Source organism: Pseudomonas iranensis (assembly GCF_014268585.2).
GTDB classification, from domain to species: domain Bacteria; phylum Pseudomonadota; class Gammaproteobacteria; order Pseudomonadales; family Pseudomonadaceae; genus Aquipseudomonas; species Aquipseudomonas iranensis.
In genome coordinates this window covers 4,533,728-4,553,586 of record NZ_CP077092.1, presented here as the reverse complement: position 1 = coordinate 4,553,586, position 19,859 = coordinate 4,533,728, and the positions used below count along the sequence as shown (strand labels likewise).

The 19,859-nt window shown below is 59.5% G+C and carries 17 protein-coding genes; 14 read left to right on the top strand and 3 right to left on the bottom strand.

Annotated features, from left to right (window positions below):
* Positions 1–256 precede the first annotated feature (256 nt).
* From mupP to HU724_RS20410, 3 genes are read right to left on the bottom strand one after another with little or no spacing between them, the layout of a single operon-like run.
* A complete protein-coding gene (mupP, locus tag HU724_RS20420) occupies positions 257–928 on the bottom strand; it encodes an N-acetylmuramic acid 6-phosphate phosphatase MupP (protein ID WP_186567802.1) in 672 nt (223 codons plus the stop codon).
* 4 nt (positions 929–932) lie between these two features.
* Positions 933–1,631, bottom strand: a complete 699-nt coding sequence (gene ubiG / locus HU724_RS20415) for a bifunctional 2-polyprenyl-6-hydroxyphenol methylase/3-demethylubiquinol 3-O-methyltransferase UbiG (RefSeq protein ID WP_024013875.1) — start codon at positions 1,629–1,631, stop codon at positions 933–935.
* A 58-nt stretch (positions 1,632–1,689) separates the two neighbouring features.
* Positions 1,690–3,024, bottom strand: a complete 1,335-nt coding sequence (locus HU724_RS20410; RefSeq protein ID WP_186567804.1) for a TRZ/ATZ family hydrolase — start codon at positions 3,022–3,024, stop codon at positions 1,690–1,692.
* Positions 3,025–3,132: 108 nt separating this feature from the next.
* Between HU724_RS20410 and mtnA the strand changes: the two genes are divergently transcribed.
* The 14 genes from mtnA (at position 3,133) to rfbA (ending at position 19,819) form a co-directional block, all read left to right on the top strand.
* A complete protein-coding gene (mtnA, locus tag HU724_RS20405) occupies positions 3,133–4,209 on the top strand; it encodes an S-methyl-5-thioribose-1-phosphate isomerase (protein ID WP_016770927.1) in 1,077 nt (358 codons plus the stop codon).
* Between the two features lie 423 nt (positions 4,210–4,632).
* A complete protein-coding gene (gene gyrA / locus HU724_RS20400) occupies positions 4,633–7,287 on the top strand; it encodes a DNA gyrase subunit A (protein WP_016770926.1) in 2,655 nt (884 codons plus the stop codon).
* A 231-nt stretch (positions 7,288–7,518) separates the two neighbouring features.
* A complete protein-coding gene (gene serC / locus HU724_RS20395) occupies positions 7,519–8,604 on the top strand; it encodes a 3-phosphoserine/phosphohydroxythreonine transaminase (RefSeq protein ID WP_039760041.1) in 1,086 nt (361 codons plus the stop codon).
* Entirely contained in the window at positions 8,604–9,698 is a 1,095-nt protein-coding gene (gene pheA / locus HU724_RS20390; RefSeq protein ID WP_016770924.1) for a prephenate dehydratase, read from the top strand. The genes serC and pheA overlap by 1 nt, the downstream gene beginning before the upstream one ends.
* Positions 9,699–9,711: 13 nt before the next feature.
* Positions 9,712–10,824 (top strand): histidinol-phosphate transaminase, encoded by a 1,113-nt coding sequence (hisC, locus tag HU724_RS20385; protein ID WP_133339477.1) that lies wholly within the window; start codon positions 9,712–9,714, stop codon positions 10,822–10,824.
* Positions 10,825–10,852: 28 nt separating this feature from the next.
* Entirely contained in the window at positions 10,853–13,060 is a 2,208-nt protein-coding gene (locus HU724_RS20380; protein WP_241663533.1) for a bifunctional prephenate dehydrogenase/3-phosphoshikimate 1-carboxyvinyltransferase, read from the top strand.
* Positions 13,057–13,746: a (d)CMP kinase gene (cmk, locus tag HU724_RS20375; RefSeq protein WP_024013869.1), complete on the top strand. Its 690-nt coding sequence runs from the start codon at positions 13,057–13,059 to the stop codon at positions 13,744–13,746. The genes HU724_RS20380 and cmk overlap by 4 nt, the downstream gene beginning before the upstream one ends.
* 119 nt (positions 13,747–13,865) lie before the next feature.
* On the top strand, positions 13,866–15,551 hold the full coding sequence (rpsA, locus tag HU724_RS20370) for a 30S ribosomal protein S1 (RefSeq protein WP_016770920.1): 1,686 nt from the start codon (positions 13,866–13,868) through the stop codon (positions 15,549–15,551).
* A gap of 192 nt (positions 15,552–15,743) precedes the next feature.
* The gene (locus tag HU724_RS20365) at positions 15,744–16,022 is read left to right on the top strand and encodes a hypothetical protein (protein ID WP_110646032.1); all 279 of its coding nucleotides are present in this window, start codon (positions 15,744–15,746) and stop codon (positions 16,020–16,022) included.
* A 153-nt stretch (positions 16,023–16,175) separates the two neighbouring features.
* Positions 16,176–16,472 (top strand): integration host factor subunit beta, encoded by a 297-nt coding sequence (ihfB, locus tag HU724_RS20360; protein WP_007950920.1) that lies wholly within the window; start codon positions 16,176–16,178, stop codon positions 16,470–16,472.
* A gap of 30 nt (positions 16,473–16,502) precedes the next feature.
* Positions 16,503–16,742 (top strand): LapA family protein, encoded by a 240-nt coding sequence (locus tag HU724_RS20355; RefSeq protein ID WP_186567808.1) that lies wholly within the window; start codon positions 16,503–16,505, stop codon positions 16,740–16,742.
* Between the two features lie 223 nt (positions 16,743–16,965).
* On the top strand, positions 16,966–18,042 hold the full coding sequence (gene rfbB / locus HU724_RS20350) for a dTDP-glucose 4,6-dehydratase (protein WP_186567810.1): 1,077 nt from the start codon (positions 16,966–16,968) through the stop codon (positions 18,040–18,042).
* Entirely contained in the window at positions 18,039–18,932 is an 894-nt protein-coding gene (gene rfbD, locus HU724_RS20345) for a dTDP-4-dehydrorhamnose reductase (protein WP_186567811.1), read from the top strand. The genes rfbB and rfbD overlap by 4 nt, the downstream gene beginning before the upstream one ends.
* Positions 18,929–19,819 carry a glucose-1-phosphate thymidylyltransferase RfbA gene (rfbA, locus tag HU724_RS20340; RefSeq protein ID WP_186567813.1) on the top strand — a complete coding sequence of 297 codons (891 nt, stop codon included), beginning with the start codon at positions 18,929–18,931 and terminating at the stop codon, positions 19,817–19,819. Before rfbD ends, rfbA begins: the two co-directional genes overlap by 4 nt.
* The last annotated feature ends 40 nt before the right edge of the window (positions 19,820–19,859 follow it).

Here is a 19,859-nt window from a genome sequence, read left to right as displayed (position 1 = left end):
ATCCCCGTTCGGCGGCGAAGCCGTCGCAAAACCTGTGTGTCACATTGCCTGGATAAAAGCGGGGGCCGCTTCGCAGCCCAGCGGGGATAAATCCCCTCGCCACACAGGGGGCTTGCAACAGTCAGGTCAGCAGCTGCACAGCCCAGCGGGGATAAATCCCCTCGCCACACAGGGAGCTTGCAGCAGTCAGGTCGGCAGCTGCACAGCCCAGCGGGGATAAATCCCCTCGCCACACAGGGAGCTTGCAGCAGTCAGGTCAGCAGCTGCACAGCGCGCTGTCGAGTACCTTGCGCAACTCCAGCGGGTGATCCACCACCACGTCCGCGCCCCAGTGCCGTGGATTGTCATCCGGGTGGATGTAGCCGTAAGTCACCGCAGCGGTCTTGGTGCCGGCATCGCGGCCCGATTCGATATCGCGCAGATCATCGCCGATAAACAGCACGGTCGACGGATCCAGATCAAGCATCTTGCACGCGAGGATCAGTGGCTCCGGGTCCGGCTTGCTGTTCTTCACATGATCCGGGCAGATCAGCAGCGCCGAACGCTCGGCCAGCCCCAGACGCTGCATGATCGGCTCGGCGAAGCGCACCGGTTTGTTGGTGACCACGCCCCAGATCAGATTGGCCTTTTCGATATCGGCGAGCAGTTCGCCCATGCCGTCGAACAGTTTGCTGTGCACTGCGCATCCGACCAGATAGCGCTCGAGAAACTCCTGGCGCAGTTCCTCGAAACCCGGCGATTCAGGATCTATCGAAAATGTCACCGCGACCATGGCCTTGGCCCCGCCGGAAATCTCGTCGCGGATGTGCTTGTCGTTGATCGGCGGCAGACCGCGATCGGCGCGCATCGCCTGGCAGATGGCGATGAAGTCCGGCGCGGTGTCGAGCAGGGTGCCGTCCATGTCGAAAAGTACCGCTCTGATGGCCATCGGCTTATTCCTCGCGCAGGGTCTGGATCATGTAGTTGACGTCAACGTCGTTGGCCAGCTTGTAGTGCTTGGTCAGCGGGTTGTAGGTCAGGCCGATGATGTCCTTGACGGTCAGGCCGGCCATGCGGCTCCACGCGCCGAGCTCGGACGGGCGGATGAATTTCTTGAAGTCGTGGGTGCCGCGCGGCAGCAGCTTCATGATGTATTCGGCGCCGATGATCGCGAACAGGTACGCCTTGGGGTTGCGGTTGATGGTCGAGAAGAACACCTGGCCGCCCGGCTTGACCATGCGGAAGCAGGCGCGGATCACCGAGGATGGATCCGGCACGTGCTCGAGCATCTCCAGGCAGGTGACCACGTCGAACTGCTCGGGCATTTCGTCGGCGAGGGCTTCGGCGGTGATCTGGCGGTATTCGACGCTGACCCCGGATTCCAGCTGATGCAGTTGTGCGACCGCCAGCGGCGCTTCGCCCATGTCGATGCCCATCACGGTGGCGCCGCGCTGAGCCATGGCTTCGCTGAGGATGCCGCCGCCGCAACCGACGTCGAGGACTTTCTTGCCGGCCAGATTGACTCGCTCGTCGATCCAGTTGACCCGCAGTGGGTTGATGTCGTGCAGCGGCTTGAACTCGCTTTCGCGGTCCCACCAGCGATGGGCCAGGGCCTCGAATTTGGCGATTTCGGCGTGGTCGACGTTGCTCATGTTCAATTCCTCGAAAAACCTGAAAAGGGCTGTAGCCGCGGATATTGCGCCGCGGTGTTTACGATTCGGTGTGGCCGCTGATGCGCTGGCCCCAGTGGCGGGCGGTCGCGCCCAGCTGTTGTTCGTCCATGCGGGTCAGGCGCCGGTCGTCGAGCAGTTGCTTGCCGGCGACCCACAGGTGTTTCACGCAATCACGCCCGGTGGCATAAATCAGCTGCGACACCGGGTCATACACCGGTTGCTGCGCCAGACCGGACAGGTCGAAGGCGACGATGTCTGCGGCTTTGCCGATCTCCAGCGAGCCGACCTGCGCCTCGATCCCCAATGCGCGCGCACCATTGAGAGTGGCCATGCGCAAGGCGCGGTGGGCGTCCAGCGCCGTGGCGGAACCGGCCACGGCTTTGGCCAGCAGGGCAGCGGTGCGGGTTTCGCCGAGCAGGTCCAGATCATTGTTGCTCGCCGCGCCATCGGTGCCGACAGCGACGTTCACCCCAGCCTGCCACAAACGTTCGACCGGGCAGAAGCCGCTGGCCAGTTTCAGATTGGATTCCGGGCAGTGGATCACGCTGCTGTTGCTTTCTACCAGCAGCGCGAGGTCGTCATCGCTGATCTGGGTCATGTGCACCGCCTGGAAGCGCGGGCCGAGCAGGCCAAGGCGACCCAGGCGCGCCAGTGGCCGTTCGCCGGTCTGCTCGACGGCCTGCTGCACTTCGAATGCGGTTTCATGCACATGCATGTGGATCGAGGCGTCCAGCTCCTCGGCGATCACCCTGATTTTCTCCAGGTTCTCATCACCGACGGTGTAGGGTGCGTGAGGGCCGAAAGTAATCTTGATGCGTTCGTGATGCTTGAGATCGCCGAACAATTCGACGCCCTGACGAATGGCTTCGTCGGCACTGCTGGCGCCGGGGATCGGGAAATCGAGGATCGGAATGGCGATCTGCGCACGGATGCCGCTGTTGTGTACGCGCTCGCTGGCGACTTTCGGGAAAAAGTACATGTCAGAGAAGCAGGTGATGCCGCCCTTGATCTGCTCGGCGATGGCCAGATCGGTGCCGTCGCGGACGAAGTCCTCATCGACCCATTTGCCCTCGGCCGGCCAGATGTGGTTTTCCAGCCAGGTCATCAGCGGCAGATCGTCGGCCAGGCCACGGAACAGCGTCATCGCCGCGTGGCCGTGGGCATTGATCAGTCCCGGCGCCAACAGAACATCCGGCAGTTCGCGGACTTCTGTCGCGTTACACTTCAACGCTTCGGCGCGCGGGCCGATAAACACGATGCAACCGTCACGGATGCCCAGGCCGTGCTCCTTGAGCACCACGCCTGCAGGTTCGACGGGGACCAGCCAGGTCGGCAGCAATAACAGGTCGAGCGCAATGGCAGGTTTCGGCATCGAGGGTCGGTTCCAGTGCTTTTGTAAAGGATGGCGAAGTATACCCGAGCGTCTTCGCGGGGGGATCGCTATAATCGGCGGCTTTTGTTCATGAGTGCGGGGTGTGGGATGCGCGATCGACTGTTGGCTGCGGAGAAAGTAAAGGCCATCGATTGGCGTGATGGCGCGCTGCACCTGCTGGATCAGCGTATTTTGCCGTTCGAGGAAACCTGGATCGCCTACACCAGCGCCGCCGGCGTGGCCGAGGCGATTCGCTCGATGGTCGTGCGTGGTGCTCCGGCCATCGGCATCAGTGCGGCCTATGGCATCGTCCTCGCGGCGCGGGCGCGGATTGCCGAAGGCGGCGACTGGTACGCGGCGCTGGAAGAGGATTTTGCCCTGCTCGCAGATTCGCGTCCGACCGCGGTCAATCTGTTCTGGGCGCTGGGGCGCATGCACGATCGCCTGGATCGGCTGAAAAGCAACGCCGATCCGCTGGCGGCGCTGGAAGCCGAAGCTATCGCCATTCATGAAAGCGACCGCGAGGCCAACCTGACCATGGCGCAGCTTGGCGTCGACCTGATTCGCAAGCATCAGGGCAACGCTCAAGCCATCCTGACCCATTGCAATACCGGCGCGCTGGCCACCGGTGGGTTCGGTACTGCGCTGGGGGTGATCCGCGCTGCTTATATAGAAGGCATGGTCGAGCGCGTTTACGCCGACGAAACCCGGCCATGGTTGCAGGGCTCGCGGCTGACCGCGTGGGAGCTGGCCAACGAAGGCATCCCGGTGACCCTGAATGCCGACTCCGCCGCCGCGCACATCATGAAAACCAAAGGCGTGACCTGGGTGATCGTCGGCGCTGACCGCATCACCGCCAATGGCGACGTGGCGAACAAGATCGGCACCTATCAACTGGCGGTGAATGCCATGCACCACGGCGTGCGCTTCATGGTCGTGGCGCCGAGTTCGACCATCGACATGAATCTGGCCAGCGGCGATGACATCCCGATCGAAGAGCGTGATGGCGCCGAACTGCTCGAAGTCGGCGGTAAACGCGTCGGTGCCGATGTTGAAGCGTTCAACCCGGTGTTTGATGTCACCCCGGCGGATCTGATTGATGCGATCGTCACCGAGAAAGGCATCGTCGAACGCCCGGACACCGCGAAAATGGCCCAGCTGATGTGTCGCAAACGCCTGCATTGACAGGCTTTGGTGTTGTGTTGAGCCATTCGCGAGCAGGCTCGCTCCCACAGGTTTTGTGAACGCCACTGGCCTGTGTGGGAGCGAGCCTGCTCGCGAAGAGGTCGGTAATGTCAATAAACATCGCTAATTCAGACCCCGATTTCACATTCAACCAAGCTCTGAGCCTCTCTCGTCCCCCTCAAGCCTGTCATCGGTCAACTAACTATGCTCCATGCGCATCTGGGGGATAGGTGCGTGGCGGCCTTTGTGATAACATCCGGCGTTTTCCGAGGCGGCTCCACGGAGCTGTCTTTACTGCGCAAATCCGCGATCCAATGTTGATTTGTCGTAAGTCGGCGCATGGCACTCGGCCGGCCCCGACGAGCTTCGTTGCTCCCACATGGATATGACGAAGTTTCACCAGAAAAAGGAATCAGGCTTCTCATGGGCGAACTGGCCAAAGAAATCCTCCCGGTCAATATCGAAGACGAGCTGAAACAGTCCTACCTCGACTACGCAATGAGCGTGATCGTCGGCCGTGCACTGCCGGATGCGCGCGATGGCCTCAAGCCCGTGCACCGTCGCGTACTGTTCGCGATGAGCGAGCTGGGCAACGACTACAACAAGCCGTACAAGAAATCTGCCCGTGTCGTCGGCGACGTGATCGGTAAGTATCACCCGCACGGTGACACTGCCGTGTACGACACCATCGTTCGCATGGCCCAGCCTTTCTCCCTGCGCTACCTGCTGGTCGACGGCCAGGGCAACTTCGGTTCGGTCGACGGCGACAACGCTGCGGCCATGCGATACACCGAAGTGCGCATGACCAAGCTGGCGCACGAGCTGCTGGCTGACCTGCACAAGGAAACCGTGGACTGGGTGCCGAACTACGACGGCACCGAACTGATCCCGGCGGTCATGCCGACCCGCGTGCCGAACCTGCTGGTCAACGGTTCCAGCGGTATCGCCGTGGGCATGGCGACCAACATTCCGCCGCATAACCTCGGTGAAGTCATCGACGGTTGCCTGGCCCTCATCGACAACCCTGAGCTGACCGTCGATGAGCTGATGCAATACATTCCCGGTCCGGACTTCCCGACGGCTGCGATCATCAACGGTCGCGCCGGCATCATCGAAGCCTACCGCACCGGTCGCGGGCGCATTTACATGCGTGCCCGCTCGATCATCGAAGACATCGACAAGGTGGGTGGCCGTCAGCAGATCGTCATCACCGAACTGCCTTACCAGCTGAACAAGGCGCGTCTGATCGAGAAGATCGCCGAGCTGGTCAAAGAGAAGAAGCTCGAAGGCATCACCGAGCTGCGCGACGAGTCCGACAAGGACGGTATGCGCGTCGTCATCGAGCTGCGTCGCGGCGAAGTGCCTGAGGTGATCCTCAACAACCTCTACGCCCAGACCCAGCTGCAATCGGTGTTCGGTATCAACATCGTCGCGCTGATCGACGGCCGCCCACGCATCCTCAACCTCAAGGATCTGCTGGAAGCCTTCGTCCGTCACCGTCGCGAAGTGGTTACCCGCCGTACCGTGTTCGAATTGCGCAAGGCGCGCGAGCGTGGGCACATTCTCGAAGGTCAGGCTGTTGCGCTGTCGAACATCGATCCGGTAATCGCCCTGATCAAGGCGTCGCCAACGCCGTCGGAAGCCAAGGAAGCGCTGATCAGCACGCCTTGGGAATCCTCGGCCGTGGTGGCGATGGTTGAACGTGCCGGTGCCGATTCGTGCCGTCCGGAAAATCTCGATCCGCAATACGGTCTGCGTGAAGGCAAGTACTTCCTCTCGCCAGAACAGGCGCAAGCCATTCTCGAACTGCGCCTGCACCGTCTGACCGGTCTGGAACACGAGAAGCTGCTGGCCGAGTATCAAGAGATTCTCAACCAGATCGGCGAGCTGATCCGCATCCTCAACAGCGCTGTGCGCCTGATGGAAGTGATCCGCGAAGAACTGGAAGTGATCCGCGCCGAATACGGCGACGTGCGCCGCACCGAAATCCTCGATGCCCGTCTCGACCTGACCCTGGGTGACATGATCCCGGAAGAAGAACGCGTCGTGACCATCTCCCACGGTGGCTACGCCAAGACCCAGCCGCTGGCTGCTTACCAGGCTCAGCGTCGTGGCGGCAAAGGTAAATCGGCCACCGGCGTCAAGGACGAGGACTACATCGCTCACTTGCTGGTTGCCAACAGCCACACCACGCTGCTGCTGTTCTCCAGCAAGGGCAAGGTTTACTGGCTCAAGACCTACGAGATTCCGGAGGCATCCCGCGCGGCCCGTGGTCGTCCGCTGGTCAATCTGCTGCCGCTGGATGACGGTGAATACATCACCACCATGCTGCCGGTCGAGGAATACACCGAAGGTCACTACATCTTCATGGCCACCGCCAACGGCACCGTGAAGAAGACCCCGCTGGAATCCTTCAGCCGTCAGCGCAGCGTCGGTCTGATCGCGCTGGAGCTGGACGAAGGCGACGTGCTGATCTCTGCGGCCATCACCGATGGCGAGCGCGAAGTGATGCTGTTCTCCGACGGCGGCAAGGTCACCCGCTTCAAAGAGTCCGACGTGCGTGCCATGGGCCGTACCGCTCGCGGCGTGCGCGGCATGCGTCTGCCGGAAGGGCAGAAGCTGATTTCCATGCTGATTCCGGAAGAAGGCAGCCAGATCCTCACTGCTTCCGAGCGTGGTTATGGCAAGCGCACCGCGATCACTGAGTTCCCTGAGTACAAGCGTGGCGGTCAGGGCGTGATCGCCATGGTCAGCAACGAGCGTAACGGCCGTCTGGTCGGCGCAGTTCAGGTGCTCGACGGTGAAGAAATCATGCTGATCTCCGATCAGGGCACCCTGGTGCGTACCCGTGTCGACGAAGTATCGAGCCTGGGTCGTAACACTCAGGGCGTGACGCTGATCAAGCTGGCCAAGGATGAAACCCTGGTCGGGCTGGAGCGGGTTCAGGAGCCTTCGGAAATCGAAGGCGAAGAGCTCGAAGGTGAAGAGGGCGAGGAAATCGCAGGCAGCGTCGGTATCGACGAAGCGGGTGAAGACCAGCAACTCGACGCCGCAGCAGACGAAGAACCGCAGGAATAAGCGGACAAACGAGGGGGCGGATGAGAATTCGCCCCCTTGTTATTTGTCCGCTATGAATTTTCGACATCATGGAGATCCCCTGTGGGAGCGAGCCTGCTCGCGAAAGCAGGCGCTGCGGTACCTCTGAAGCACCGCGGTGATGCATTCGCGAGCAGGCTCGCTCCCACAGGGCCATGTTGATCGGTAGTGTGATTTATTGCGTGATACCACCAAATCAGAGCGAGATTGGATGTGAGCAAGCGAGCCTATAACTTCTGCGCCGGTCCGGCGGCGCTGCCTGAAGCTGTCCTGCAGCGCGCCCAGGGTGAACTCCTTGATTGGCACGGCAAGGGTCTGTCGGTCATGGAAATGAGCCATCGCAGCGATGAGTTCGTGTCCATCGCCACCCAGGCCGAGCAGGATCTGCGTGACCTGCTGAATATCCCGTCGAACTACAAAGTGCTGTTTTTGCAGGGCGGCGCCAGCCAGCAGTTCGCGCAGATCCCGCTGAACCTATTGCCTGAAGGCGGCTCGGCCGACTACATCGACACCGGTATCTGGTCGCAGAAAGCCATCGAAGAAGCCTCGCGCTATGGCCACGTTAACGTTGCTGCCACTGCCAAGCCTTACGACTATTTCGCCATCCCAGGCCAGAACGAGTGGAACCTGTCGAAAGACGCCGCTTACGTTCACTACGCGCCGAACGAAACCATCGGCGGCCTGGAATTCCAGTGGATCCCGCAAACCGGTGACGTACCGCTGGTGGCGGACATGTCTTCGGACATCCTCTCGCGCCCGGTCGATATTTCGCGATTCGGCATGATCTACGCCGGCGCGCAGAAGAACATCGGCCCGAGCGGCATCGTCGTCAACATCATCCGCGAAGACTTGCTCGGCAAGGCCCGCTCGCTGTGCCCGACCATGCTCAACTACAAGGTCGCGGCTGATAACGGTTCGATGTACAACACCCCGCCGACGCTGGCCTGGTACCTGTCCGGTCTGGTGTTCCAATGGCTGAAAGAGCAGGGCGGCGTCGAAGCGATCGCCAGGCTCAACGACGTCAAGCAGCGCACCCTGTACGACTTCATCGACGCCAGCGGTCTCTACAGCAACCCGATCAACAAGTCGGATCGCTCGTGGATGAACGTGCCGTTCCGTCTCGCTGACGATCGTCTGGACAAGCCGTTCCTCGCCGGTGCCGACGAGCGCGGTCTGCTCAACCTCAAGGGTCACCGTTCGGTGGGCGGCATGCGCGCCTCCATCTACAACGCCGTCGACATCACTGCGGTCAACGCGCTGGTGGCGTACATGGCGGAATTCGAGAAGGAACACGGCTGATGTCCGAGCAAGAACTCAAGGCACTGCGCGTTCGCATCGACGCTCTGGACACCAAAGTCCTGGAGTTGATCAGTGAGCGTGCGCGTTGCGCCCAGGAAGTCGCCCGCGTGAAGATGGCCTCGCTGGCTGAAGGCGAAGTGCCGGTGTTCTATCGTCCCGAGCGCGAAGCTCAGGTGCTCAAGCGTGTGATGGAGCGCAATCAGGGGCCGCTGGGCAACGAAGAAATGGCGCGGCTGTTCCGCGAAATCATGTCGTCGTGCCTGGCGCTGGAGCAGCCACTGAAAGTGGCTTATCTCGGTCCTGAAGGCACCTTCACCCAAGCGGCAGCGATGAAGCACTTCGGCCACGCAGTGATCAGCAAGCCGATGGCAGCGATCGACGAAGTGTTCCGTGAAGTAGCGGCCGGTGCGGTGAATTTCGGCGTAGTGCCGGTGGAAAACTCCACCGAAGGCGCGGTCAATCACACTCTGGACAGCTTCCTCGAGCACGACATGGTGATCTGTGGCGAAGTCGAGTTGCGCATCCACCATCATCTGTTGGTCGGTGAAAATACCAAGACCGACAGCATCAGTCGCATCTATTCCCACGCGCAGTCGCTGGCCCAGTGCCGCAAGTGGCTGGACGCGCATTACCCGAATGTCGAGCGCGTCGCGGTGTCGAGCAATGCCGAAGCGGCCAAGCGCGTCAAGGGTGAGTGGAACTCGGCGGCGATCGCTGGCGATATGGCTGCGGGGCTGTACGGTCTGACGCGTCTGGCCGAGAAGATCGAAGATCGCCCGGATAACTCGACGCGCTTCCTGATGATCGGTAACCAGGAAGTGCCGCCTACCGGCGACGACAAGACCTCGATCATCGTGTCGATGAGCAACAAGCCCGGCGCGCTCCACGAGCTGCTGGTGCCGTTCCACGACAATGGCATCGACCTGACCCGCATCGAAACCCGTCCGTCGCGCAGCGGCAAATGGACCTACGTATTCTTCATCGACTTCGTCGGCCACCACCGTGATCCGTTGATCAAAGGTGTGCTGGAAAAGATCAGTCAGGAAGCAGTAGCACTCAAAGTGCTGGGTTCCTACCCGAAAGCAGTTCTCTAAGGGGCGGTAGCAAATGAGTGGCAACTTCCTCGCTCTGGCACAGCCGGGCGTACAACAACTTTCGCCGTACGTTCCGGGCAAGCCTGTGGACGAACTGGCGCGCGAGCTGGATCTGGATCCGGCAAAAATCGTCAAACTGGCGAGCAACGAAAACCCATTGGGTGCCAGCCCGAAGGCATTGGCGGCGATTCGCGAAGAGCTGGCCGAGCTGACTCGCTACCCGGACGGCAATGGTTTCGCCCTGAAATCGCTGCTGGCCGAGCAGTGCCGCGTCGAGCTGAATCAGGTCACGCTGGGCAATGGCTCCAACGACATTCTTGAGCTGGTCGCCCGTGCCTACCTGGCGCCGGGCCTGAATGCGGTGTTCAGTGAGCACGCCTTTGCGGTGTATCCGATCGCGACTCAAGCAGTCGGCGCACAAGCCAAAGTCGTTCCAGCCAAAGACTGGGGCCATGACCTGCCGGCGATGCTTGCGGCCATCGATGCCAACACCCGCGTGGTGTTCATCGCCAACCCGAACAACCCGACCGGCACCTGGTTCGGCGCCGAAGCGCTGGACGAATTCCTGCAGGACGTTCCCGAGCATGTGCTGGTAGTCCTCGACGAGGCTTACATCGAGTACGCCGAAGGCAGTGATTTGCCGGACGGTCTCGACTTCCTCGCCGCATACCCGAACCTGCTGGTGTCGCGCACCTTCTCCAAGGCCTATGGTCTGGCCGCGCTGCGCGTCGGTTATGGCTTGTCGACGCCTGTGGTGGCAGACGTGCTGAACCGCGTTCGTCAGCCATTCAACGTCAACAGCCTCGCGTTGGCGGCGGCGTGTGCGGCGCTGAAGGACGAGGACTATCTGGCGCAAAGCCGTCAGCTCAACGAATCCGGCATGCAGCAGTTGCAGGCCGGTTTCCGTGAGCTGGGGCTGGGCTGGATCGAATCCAAAGGCAACTTCATCTGCGTCGATCTCGGCCAGGTCGCGGCGCCAATTTTTCAGGGCTTGCTGCGCGAAGGCGTGATCGTGCGTCCGGTGGCCAATTACGGCATGCCGAACCACCTGCGGGTGACCATCGGTCTGCCGGCGGAAAACAGCCGTTTCCTCGAGGCGCTGCGCAAGGTTCTGGCTCGTGGTTGATGTCACTGCGCTGCAACCTGCTGCACCTATGATCGGTCGCCTCGTGGTGGTCGGTCTGGGGTTGATCGGTGGTTCGTTTGCCAAGGGTTTGCGTGAAAGCGGCCTGTGCCGTGAAGTGGTCGGCGTCGATCTCGACCCGCAATCGCGCAGGCTCGCGGTCGAATTGGGTGTGGTCGATCGCTGTGAAGACGACTTGGCGGCGGCTTGCGTCGGTGCCGATGTGATTCAGCTGGCGGTGCCGATTCTGGCCATGGAAAAGCTGCTCGCGCGTCTGGCTGTCATGGATCTGGGGCAGGCGATTCTCACGGATGTCGGTAGTGCCAAAGGCAACGTGGTGCGCGCCGCGACTGAAGCGTTCGGCGGCATGCCGGCGCGCTTCGTCCCGGGGCACCCGATTGCCGGTTCCGAGCAGAGCGGGGTGGAAGCCTCGAATGCCGAGCTGTTCCGCCGGCACAAGGTGATCCTGACGCCGCTCGAGCAGACCGATCCTGCCGCGCTGGCGGTGGTCGATCGTCTCTGGCGCGAACTGGGCGCCGATGTCGAGCACATGCAGGTCGAGCGTCACGATGAAGTGCTGGCCGCGACCAGCCATCTGCCGCACCTGCTGGCCTTCGGTCTGGTCGATTCATTGGCCAAGCGCAATGAAAATCTGGAGATCTTCCGTTACGCTGCCGGTGGTTTTCGCGATTTCACAAGAATCGCCGGAAGCGACCCGGTGATGTGGCACGACATCTTCCTCGCCAACCGCGAGGCTGTCCTGCGCACACTCGATACATTTCGCAGCGACCTCGACGCCTTGCGCGACGCGGTCGATGCAGGGGATGGGCACCAATTATTGGGCGTTTTCACGCGCGCCCGGGTTGCCCGCGAGCATTTCAGTAAAATCCTGGCCCGCAGGGCCTATGTGGACGCTATGAATTCCAACGATCTGATCTTCCTGGCTCAACCTGGTGGCCGCCTGTCCGGTCGGATTCGCGTACCGGGTGACAAATCGATTTCCCACCGTTCGATCATGCTCGGCTCGCTGGCCGAAGGCGTCACCGAAGTCGAAGGCTTTCTCGAGGGCGAAGACGCCCTGGCGACCTTGCAGGCATTCCGCGACATGGGCGTGGTCATTGAAGGCCCGCACCACGGCCGCGTGACCATTCACGGTGTTGGCCTGCACGGCCTGAAACCTGCGCCCGGCCCGATCTATCTGGGCAACTCCGGCACCTCGATGCGTCTGCTCTCCGGCCTGCTGGCGGCGCAGAACTTCGACAGCACCCTGACCGGCGACGCTTCGCTGTCCAAGCGTCCGATGAATCGCGTGGCCAATCCGCTGCGGGAAATGGGCGCGGTCATCGAGACCGCTGCTGAAGGGCGTCCGCCGATGACCATTCGCGGTGGCCACAAGCTCAAGGGTTTGACCTACACCATGCCGATGGCCAGTGCTCAGGTGAAATCCTGCCTGCTGCTTGCCGGTCTCTATGCTGAAGGCAAGACCACCGTCACTGAGCCGGCACCGACCCGCGATCACACCGAGCGCATGCTGCGTGGTTTCGGCTACCCGGTCAGCGTCGACGGTGCGACGGCTTCGGTCGAGTCCGGCGGCAAGCTCACCGCGACTCACATCGAAGTGCCGGGCGATATCTCGTCGTCGGCGTTCTTCCTCGTCGCGGCCTCGATCGCCGAGGGTTCCGAGCTGGTGCTTGAGCACGTCGGCATCAACCCGACCCGTACTGGCGTGATCGATATCCTGCGACTGATGGGCGCCGATATCACTCTGGAAAACCAACGTGAAGTGGGCGGCGAGCCAGTGGCTGACTTGCGCGTGCGCGCAGCTAAACTCAAAGGTATCGAGATACCGGAAGAGCTGGTGCCGCTGGCGATCGACGAATTCCCGGTCCTGTTCGTTGCGGCTGCGTGCGCCGAAGGGCGTACCGTGCTGACCGGCGCAGAAGAGCTGCGGGTCAAGGAATCCGACCGGATTCAGGTCATGGCGGACGGTTTGCTGGCGCTGGGCGTCAAGTGCGAACCGACCCCGGACGGCATCATCATCGACGGCGGCCAGATCGGCGGCGGTGAAGTGCACGGTCACGGCGACCACCGTATCGCCATGGCCTTCAGCGTTGCCTCGCTGCGCGCTACCGCACCGATCCGCATCCATGATTGCGCCAACGTCGCGACCTCGTTCCCCAACTTCCTCGCGCTGTGCGGGCAAGTCGGCATTCGTGTGGCACAAGAGGCTCAGTCGTGAAAAACATTGCACCGGTCATCACCATCGATGGGCCAAGCGGCTCCGGCAAAGGCACGGTCGCCGGGATTCTGGCCAAGCGTCTGGGCTGGAACCTGCTGGATTCCGGTGCGCTTTATCGCTTGCTCGCGTTTGCTGCGCACAACCATGGCGTCGACCTGACCAATGAAGAACTGCTGAAGACATTGGCCGCTCATCTGGATGTGCAGTTCATCGCCGCGACCGAAGGTCAACTGCAGCGGATCATTCTCGAAGGCGACGAAGTCAGCGATGTCATTCGCACCGAAAGTGTCGGCTCCGGCGCCTCGCAAGTGGCTGCGCTGCCCGCCGTACGCGAGGCGCTGCTGCAGCGCCAGCGTGCATTCCAGGAAGCGCCGGGCCTGGTGGCCGATGGTCGCGACATGGGCACGGTGGTATTTCCGGATGCACCGCTGAAGATTTTCCTCACCGCCAGTGCCGAGGAGCGGGCGCGCCGTCGATATTTGCAGTTGAAGGGCAAAGTCGAGGGTGTTAGTCTGTCGAGTCTGCTAGATGAGATCCGTGCACGCGATGAGCGTGACACCCAGCGCGCAGTAGCCCCGCTCAAGCCGGCGGCCGACGCGATTCAGCTGGATTCAACGGAGCTTTCCATCGATCAGGTGCTTGAACGCATCATGAGCGAGATCGCCATTCGCGATATCGCCGGGTGACCAAGAGGGTCGCAGGGGACCAGTCATAGTCCTGCGGTGCTTCTTTTAAATGAAACTAACCCACACCGTCTGGGGTGTGGAGATGGGCGTTTACTTCGCCCTCATCTACAGGAATTAAAATGAGCGAAAGCTTTGCGGAACTCTTTGAAGAAAGCCTGAAAACCCTGAACCTTCAGGCAGGCTCCATCATCACCGGTGTTATCGTTGATATCGATTACCAGGCTCGCTGGGTAACCGTTCACGCTGGTCTGAAGTCTGAAGCACTCATCCCGCTTGAGCAGTTCTACAACGATGCTGGCGAACTGAACATCAACGTTGGTGATGAAGTTCACGTTGCTCTGGATTCGGTTGAAGACGGCTTTGGCGAAACCAAGCTGTCCCGTGAAAAAGCCAAGCGCGCTGAATGCTGGATCGTTCTGGAAGCAGCCTTCGCAGCCGAGGAAGTGGTCAAGGGCGTTATCAACGGTAAGGTTAAAGGCGGCTTCACTGTCGACGTTAACGGCATCCGTGCGTTCCTGCCAGGTTCCCTGGTTGACGTCCGTCCAGTGCGCGACACCACGCACCTGGAAGGCAAAGAGCTGGAATTCAAGGTCATCAAGCTGGACCAGAAGCGCAACAACGTTGTCGTTTCCCGTCGCAGCGTCCTCGAAGCCGAGAACTCCGCCGAGCGTGAAGCTCTGCTGGAATCCCTGCAGGAAGGCCAGCAAGTCAAAGGTATCGTCAAAAACCTCACCGATTACGGCGCATTCGTCGATCTGGGTGGCGTGGACGGCCTGCTGCACATCACCGACATGGCCTGGAAGCGCATCAAGCATCCTTCCGAGATCGTCAACGTTGGTGACGAAATCGACGTCAAGGTTCTGAAATACGATCGCGAACGCAACCGTGTTTCCCTGGGCCTGAAGCAACTGGGCGAAGATCCATGGGTTGCTATCAAAGCCCGTTACCCAGAAGGCACTCGCGTTACCGCTCGTGTTACCAACCTGACCGACTACGGCTGCTTCGCTGAGCTGGAAGAAGGCGTTGAAGGTCTGGTACACGTTTCGGAAATGGACTGGACCAACAAGAACATCCACCCTTCGAAAGTCGTACAAGTCGGCGACGAAGTGGAAGTCATGGTTCTGGACATCGACGAAGAGCGTCGTCGTATCTCCCTGGGCATCAAGCAGTGCAAGTCGAACCCATGGGAAGACTTCTCTGGCCAGTTCAACAAGGGCGACAAGATCTCCGGCACCATCAAGTCGATCACCGATTTCGGTATCTTCATTGGTCTGGACGGCGGCATCGACGGTCTGGTTCACCTGTCCGACATATCCTGGAACGAAGTGGGCGAAGAAGCCGTACGTCGTTTCAAGAAGGGCGACGAGCTGGACACCGTCATCCTGTCGGTTGACCCAGAGCGCGAGCGCATCTCCCTGGGCATCAAGCAACTGGAAAGCGATCCGTTCTCCGAGTACGTCTCGGTTAACGACAAGGGCGCTATCGTGACCGGTACCGTGAAAGAAGTTGACGCCAAAGGCGCCATCATCGTTCTGGCCGACGACATCGAAGCTACCCTGAAAGCCTCCGAAATCAGCCGTGACCGCGTTGAAGACGCGCGCAACGTTCTGAAAGAAGGCCAGGAAGTTGAAGCCAAGATCATCAGCGTTGACCGCAAGAGCCGCGTAATCCAGCTCTCGATCAAGTCGAAAGACGACGCTGAAGAGAAAGAAGCCATCCAGAGCCTGAAAGCAGCTCCGGAAGGCGAAGCAGCTGACACCACCATGGCGGCACTGCTGCGTCAAGCAATGGCCAAACAGAACTGAGTTCTGCTTGATCATGAAAAAGGGCGACTTCGGTCGCCCTTTTTTGTGCCTGTGATTTGCTCTTTGTACGTCCGTGCATGAAACCAATGCCGACGCCTGCGGGTCTGTTTCTTTAATCGGATCAATCGCCTATTCGCGACTAAGCTTGATCTTGAGCATTAGTCGTCAGGCTTGCCTGGCATAAGGAAGTGGATGAACAAGTTACTTGTTGTTGCAGTGGTCTTGGCGCTGGCAGGGTGCACCACCAGTGCGAAAACCCATGCGGTGCGCGGCGTCAGCGGTATCGAGGTGGATTGCTCCGGGTTGGGTTCCGGTTGGGAAAAGTGCCAGAAGCGTGCGGCGAAGGAGTGCAAAGGCAAGGGCTACAAGGTCATCACACGTTCTGACGATGCCAAAGATGAAGACGAATACCCGTTTGGCTTTAATCCGGCGGGCTTCGTGACCCGGACCATGCTGGTGATGTGTCGTTAGGGCAGCGGCGATCCGACTCGCCACTGGAGTGCCCTGAAAATGGGCGTTTTGACCCCGGGAAAGATATGTCAATCCCTGGGCTGTTCAAATTCTTCCGGGCATGCTAAAACCTTTCAAGCGCTGATCTAGCTGCTTGAAAAAGAAGGGAAAAATATGACGAAGTCGGAGTTGATCGAACGAATTGTCACCCATCAAGGGCTACTCTCATCCAAGGATGTGGAGCTGGCCATCAAGACCATGCTTGAACAAATGTCTCAGTGCCTCGCCACCGGTGATCGTATCGAGATCCGTGGATTTGGCAGCTTCTCCCTGCACTACCGCGCACCGCGCGTCGGCCGCAATCCAAAGACCGGCCAGTCGGTAAGTCTGGACGGTAAATTCGTTCCGCATTTCAAGCCGGGCAAGGAATTGCGTGACCGCGTGAACGAAGAAGAGGAGGAGGGTGCTTGATCTTCGCTATTCAAATTCAAGGGGGCGTGAATGCGTAACCTCAAACGCATACTGCTTGGCGTTTTTCTTCTGCTGATGGTTCTGGTTGTTCTGGCGTTTGTGCTTGAGAATCAGCAATCGGTTTCGCTTTTGTTTCTGGGTTTTGCTGGCCCGCAGTTGCCAGTGTCGGTTGTTGCGGTGTTGGCTTTGCTGATTGGTATGTTGATTGGTCCTGTATTGGGCTGGTTTCTGGGGCGTTCGTCCAGAGCTGCACGCAAGCGACTGGTCTGAAAACGACAGGCGCACGGCATCTGTCGAAATTGCGCCTCAGCCTGTCTTTATCCATTAGTAAAAGCATCATTAAGCTGTAAAATGCGTCCCTTGTTCGATCGTGCCTTAATGCATGTCGATTCAGACTGACTCTGACGGATGCCAACTGATAGTGGCTTCTGCATTCATGGATTAGACCGCGCTCGCTCGCAGCGCTGTCCGCAGCTCAAGGGTATCGTTTCGCGTGAAAATTCTAGTTACCGGCGGCGCCGGCTTCATTGGCTCGGCAGTCATCCGTCACATCATCTCCAACACTTCCGATGCAGTCGTTAACGTCGATAAGCTGACGTACGCCGGCAATCTGGAGTCCCTGGCAGAAGTCAGCCAGAATTCGCGTTACGCCTTCGAGCGCGTCGATATCTGCGATCGTGATCAGATCGACCGCGTCCTGCGTGAACATCAACCTGATGCAATCATGCACCTGGCCGCAGAATCCCACGTTGACCGCTCGATCTCCGGCCCGTCCGAATTCATCCAGACCAACATTATTGGCACCTACACGCTGCTCGAAGCAGCGCGCCACTACTGGGCTGCGCTGGATGACACGCGCAAAGCCAACTTCCGCTTCCACCACATTTCGACTGACGAAGTTTACGGAGACCTCGAAGGTCCGGAAGACCTCTTCACCGAAACCACCCCTTACCAGCCAAGCTCGCCATACTCGGCCAGCAAGGCCAGCTCCGACCACCTGGTCCGTGCCTGGGCCCGCACTTACGGCCTGCCGACACTGGTCACCAACTGCTCGAACAACTACGGCCCGTGCCACTTCCCTGAGAAACTGATCCCGCTGATCATTCTCAACGCGCTGGAAGGCAAACCGCTGCCGGTGTACGGCAAAGGCAACCAGGTTCGTGACTGGCTGTATGTCGAAGATCACGCGCGCGCGCTGTACAAAGTCGTTACCGAAGGTGTCATCGGCGAGACTTACAACATCGGCGGTCATAACGAAAAACAAAACATCGAAGTAGTGCATACCCTGTGTGCGTTGCTCGATGAGTTGCGTCCTGATTCTGCCCATCGTCCGCATGCCAGCCTGATCACTTATGTTCAGGATCGTCCTGGTCATGACGTGCGTTACGCAATTGATGCGAGCAAGATTCAGCGTGAGCTGGGTTGGACCCCCGAGGAAACCTTCGATACAGGCATTCGTAAGACTGTCGAGTGGTATCTGACTAACACTGAGTGGGTAGAGCACGTGAAGAGCGGCAGCTACCAGCAGTGGATTGATCAGAACTATGCGGATCGTTCGAACAAAGCATGAAGATTCTTCTGCTGGGCAAAAACGGACAAGTTGGATGGGAGTTGCAACGCTCGCTCGCACCGCTGGGCGAGTTGATTGCGCTTGATCGCAATGCCGTCGATGGTCTGTGCGGCGATTTGTCCGATCTGGATGCGCTTCGCATGACTATCCGACACGTCGAGCCCGAGATCATCGTCAATGCGGCCGCGTATACCGCCGTTGACAAGGCTGAATCGGAACCGGAGCTGGTTGATCTCGTCAATGCCCAAGCGAGCCGGCTGATGGCCGAAGAAGCGGCGGTCTCGGGTGCGTGGTTGATACATTACTCCACCGACTACGTCTTTAGCGGCCTGGGCGAGACGCCTTGGCAAGAGGTAGATGCCGTCGCGCCGGTGAACCAGTATGGCGCAAGTAAATTGGCGGGCGAGCAAGCGATTATCGCTTCTGGCTGCAAGCACCTGATCTTCCGAACCAGTTGGGTCTACTCAGCGCGTGGTAACAATTTCGCCAAGACCATGCTGCGGCTGGCAAAGAATCGCGAAACGCTGAGTGTGATCGCAGATCAAATCGGCGCGCCTACTGGTGCTGAGCTGATCGCTGACGTCACCGCACGGGCTATCGAGCAGGTCTTGTTTCGCCCGGAACTGGCGGGGCTCTATCATCTGGCCGCCGCCGGCGAAGTCTCATGGCACGGTTATGCCAGCCATGTGATCGACTTTGCCAAGGCAAACGGTGAAGCGCTTGCCGTCACGGCGATCAATCCGATCGATACCACCGCTTACCCGACACCTGCGCGCCGTCCTTTGAATTCCCGACTGGATACTCAAAAACTGCGTGACAATTTTTCTCTACACTTGCCGGATTGGCAAAGTGGTGTAACCCGAATGCTTAGGGAAGTTCTGAACAAATGACCACAACAAATCGTAAAGGCATCATCCTCGCCGGCGGCTCGGGCACGCGCCTGCACCCGCTGACTCTCGGCGTGTCGAAGCAGATGCTGCCGATCTACGACAAGCCGATGATCTTTTATCCGTTGTCGGTGTTGATGCTTGCTGGTATGCGCGAGATTCTGATTATCTCGACGCCTGAAGACTTGCCATGTTTCCGCAAGCTGTTGGGCGACGGTAGCCTTTACGGGATCAAACTCACCTATGCGGAACAACCGAGTCCAGATGGTTTGGCACAAGCGTTCATCATTGGTGAAGAGTTCATCGGTGAGGATCCATGCTGCCTGATTCTGGGTGACAACATCTTCTACGGTCAGCATTTCTCGGACAATCTGCGTTCGGCGACCAACCAGCAGCAAGGCGCGACGGTATTCGGTTATCACGTTTCCGATCCGGAGCGTTTTGGTGTTGTGGAGTTCGATGCCTCCGGCCGCGCGTTGAGCATCGAAGAAAAACCGCTGAAGCCAAAATCCAGCTATGCCGTGACGGGTCTGTATTTTTATGACAATCAGGTGGTTCAGATTGCCAAGAACATCAAGCCTTCGGAGCGTGGAGAGCTGGAAATCACCGATGTCAATCGTGCCTACCTCAAGCAGAAGTCGTTGAATGTGGAAATGCTGGGTCGTGGTTTCGCCTGGCTGGATACCGGTACCCATGATTCCCTGCTGGAAGCGAGTCACTTCGTTCACACCATTGAGCAGCGTCAGGGGTTGAAAGTCGCCTGCCTGGAAGAAATTGCCTATCACAACGGCTGGATCACCGCTGAACAACTGGCCGCTCAAGCTGATGCACTTAAGAAGACGGGTTACGGCCAATACTTACAGAAGCTTTTGGAAGCGCCTTTACGCTGATCGAAAGTCCGTTTCGTACAGAAGTGTTTAACCGGTCTAA

Excerpts from the sequence above, each read along its gene's own strand:
- mupP (WP_186567802.1), bottom strand. The coding sequence starts at position 928 with ATGGCCATCAGAGCGGTACTTTTCGACATGGACGGCACCCTGCTCGAC.
- ubiG (WP_024013875.1), bottom strand. The coding sequence starts at position 1,631 with ATGAGCAACGTCGACCACGCCGAAATCGCCAAATTCGAGGCCCTGGCC.
- HU724_RS20410 (WP_186567804.1), bottom strand. The coding sequence starts at position 3,024 with ATGCCGAAACCTGCCATTGCGCTCGACCTGTTATTGCTGCCGACCTGG.
- mtnA (WP_016770927.1), top strand. The coding sequence starts at position 3,133 with ATGCGCGATCGACTGTTGGCTGCGGAGAAAGTAAAGGCCATCGATTGG.
- gyrA (WP_016770926.1), top strand. The coding sequence starts at position 4,633 with ATGGGCGAACTGGCCAAAGAAATCCTCCCGGTCAATATCGAAGACGAG.
- pheA (WP_016770924.1), top strand. The coding sequence starts at position 8,604 with ATGTCCGAGCAAGAACTCAAGGCACTGCGCGTTCGCATCGACGCTCTG.
- hisC (WP_133339477.1), top strand. The coding sequence starts at position 9,712 with ATGAGTGGCAACTTCCTCGCTCTGGCACAGCCGGGCGTACAACAACTT.
- HU724_RS20380 (WP_241663533.1), top strand. The coding sequence starts at position 10,853 with ATGATCGGTCGCCTCGTGGTGGTCGGTCTGGGGTTGATCGGTGGTTCG.
- rpsA (WP_016770920.1), top strand. The coding sequence starts at position 13,866 with ATGAGCGAAAGCTTTGCGGAACTCTTTGAAGAAAGCCTGAAAACCCTG.
- HU724_RS20365 (WP_110646032.1), top strand. The coding sequence starts at position 15,744 with ATGAACAAGTTACTTGTTGTTGCAGTGGTCTTGGCGCTGGCAGGGTGC.
- ihfB (WP_007950920.1), top strand. The coding sequence starts at position 16,176 with ATGACGAAGTCGGAGTTGATCGAACGAATTGTCACCCATCAAGGGCTA.
- HU724_RS20355 (WP_186567808.1), top strand. The coding sequence starts at position 16,503 with ATGCGTAACCTCAAACGCATACTGCTTGGCGTTTTTCTTCTGCTGATG.
- rfbD (WP_186567811.1), top strand. The coding sequence starts at position 18,039 with ATGAAGATTCTTCTGCTGGGCAAAAACGGACAAGTTGGATGGGAGTTG.
- rfbA (WP_186567813.1), top strand. The coding sequence starts at position 18,929 with ATGACCACAACAAATCGTAAAGGCATCATCCTCGCCGGCGGCTCGGGC.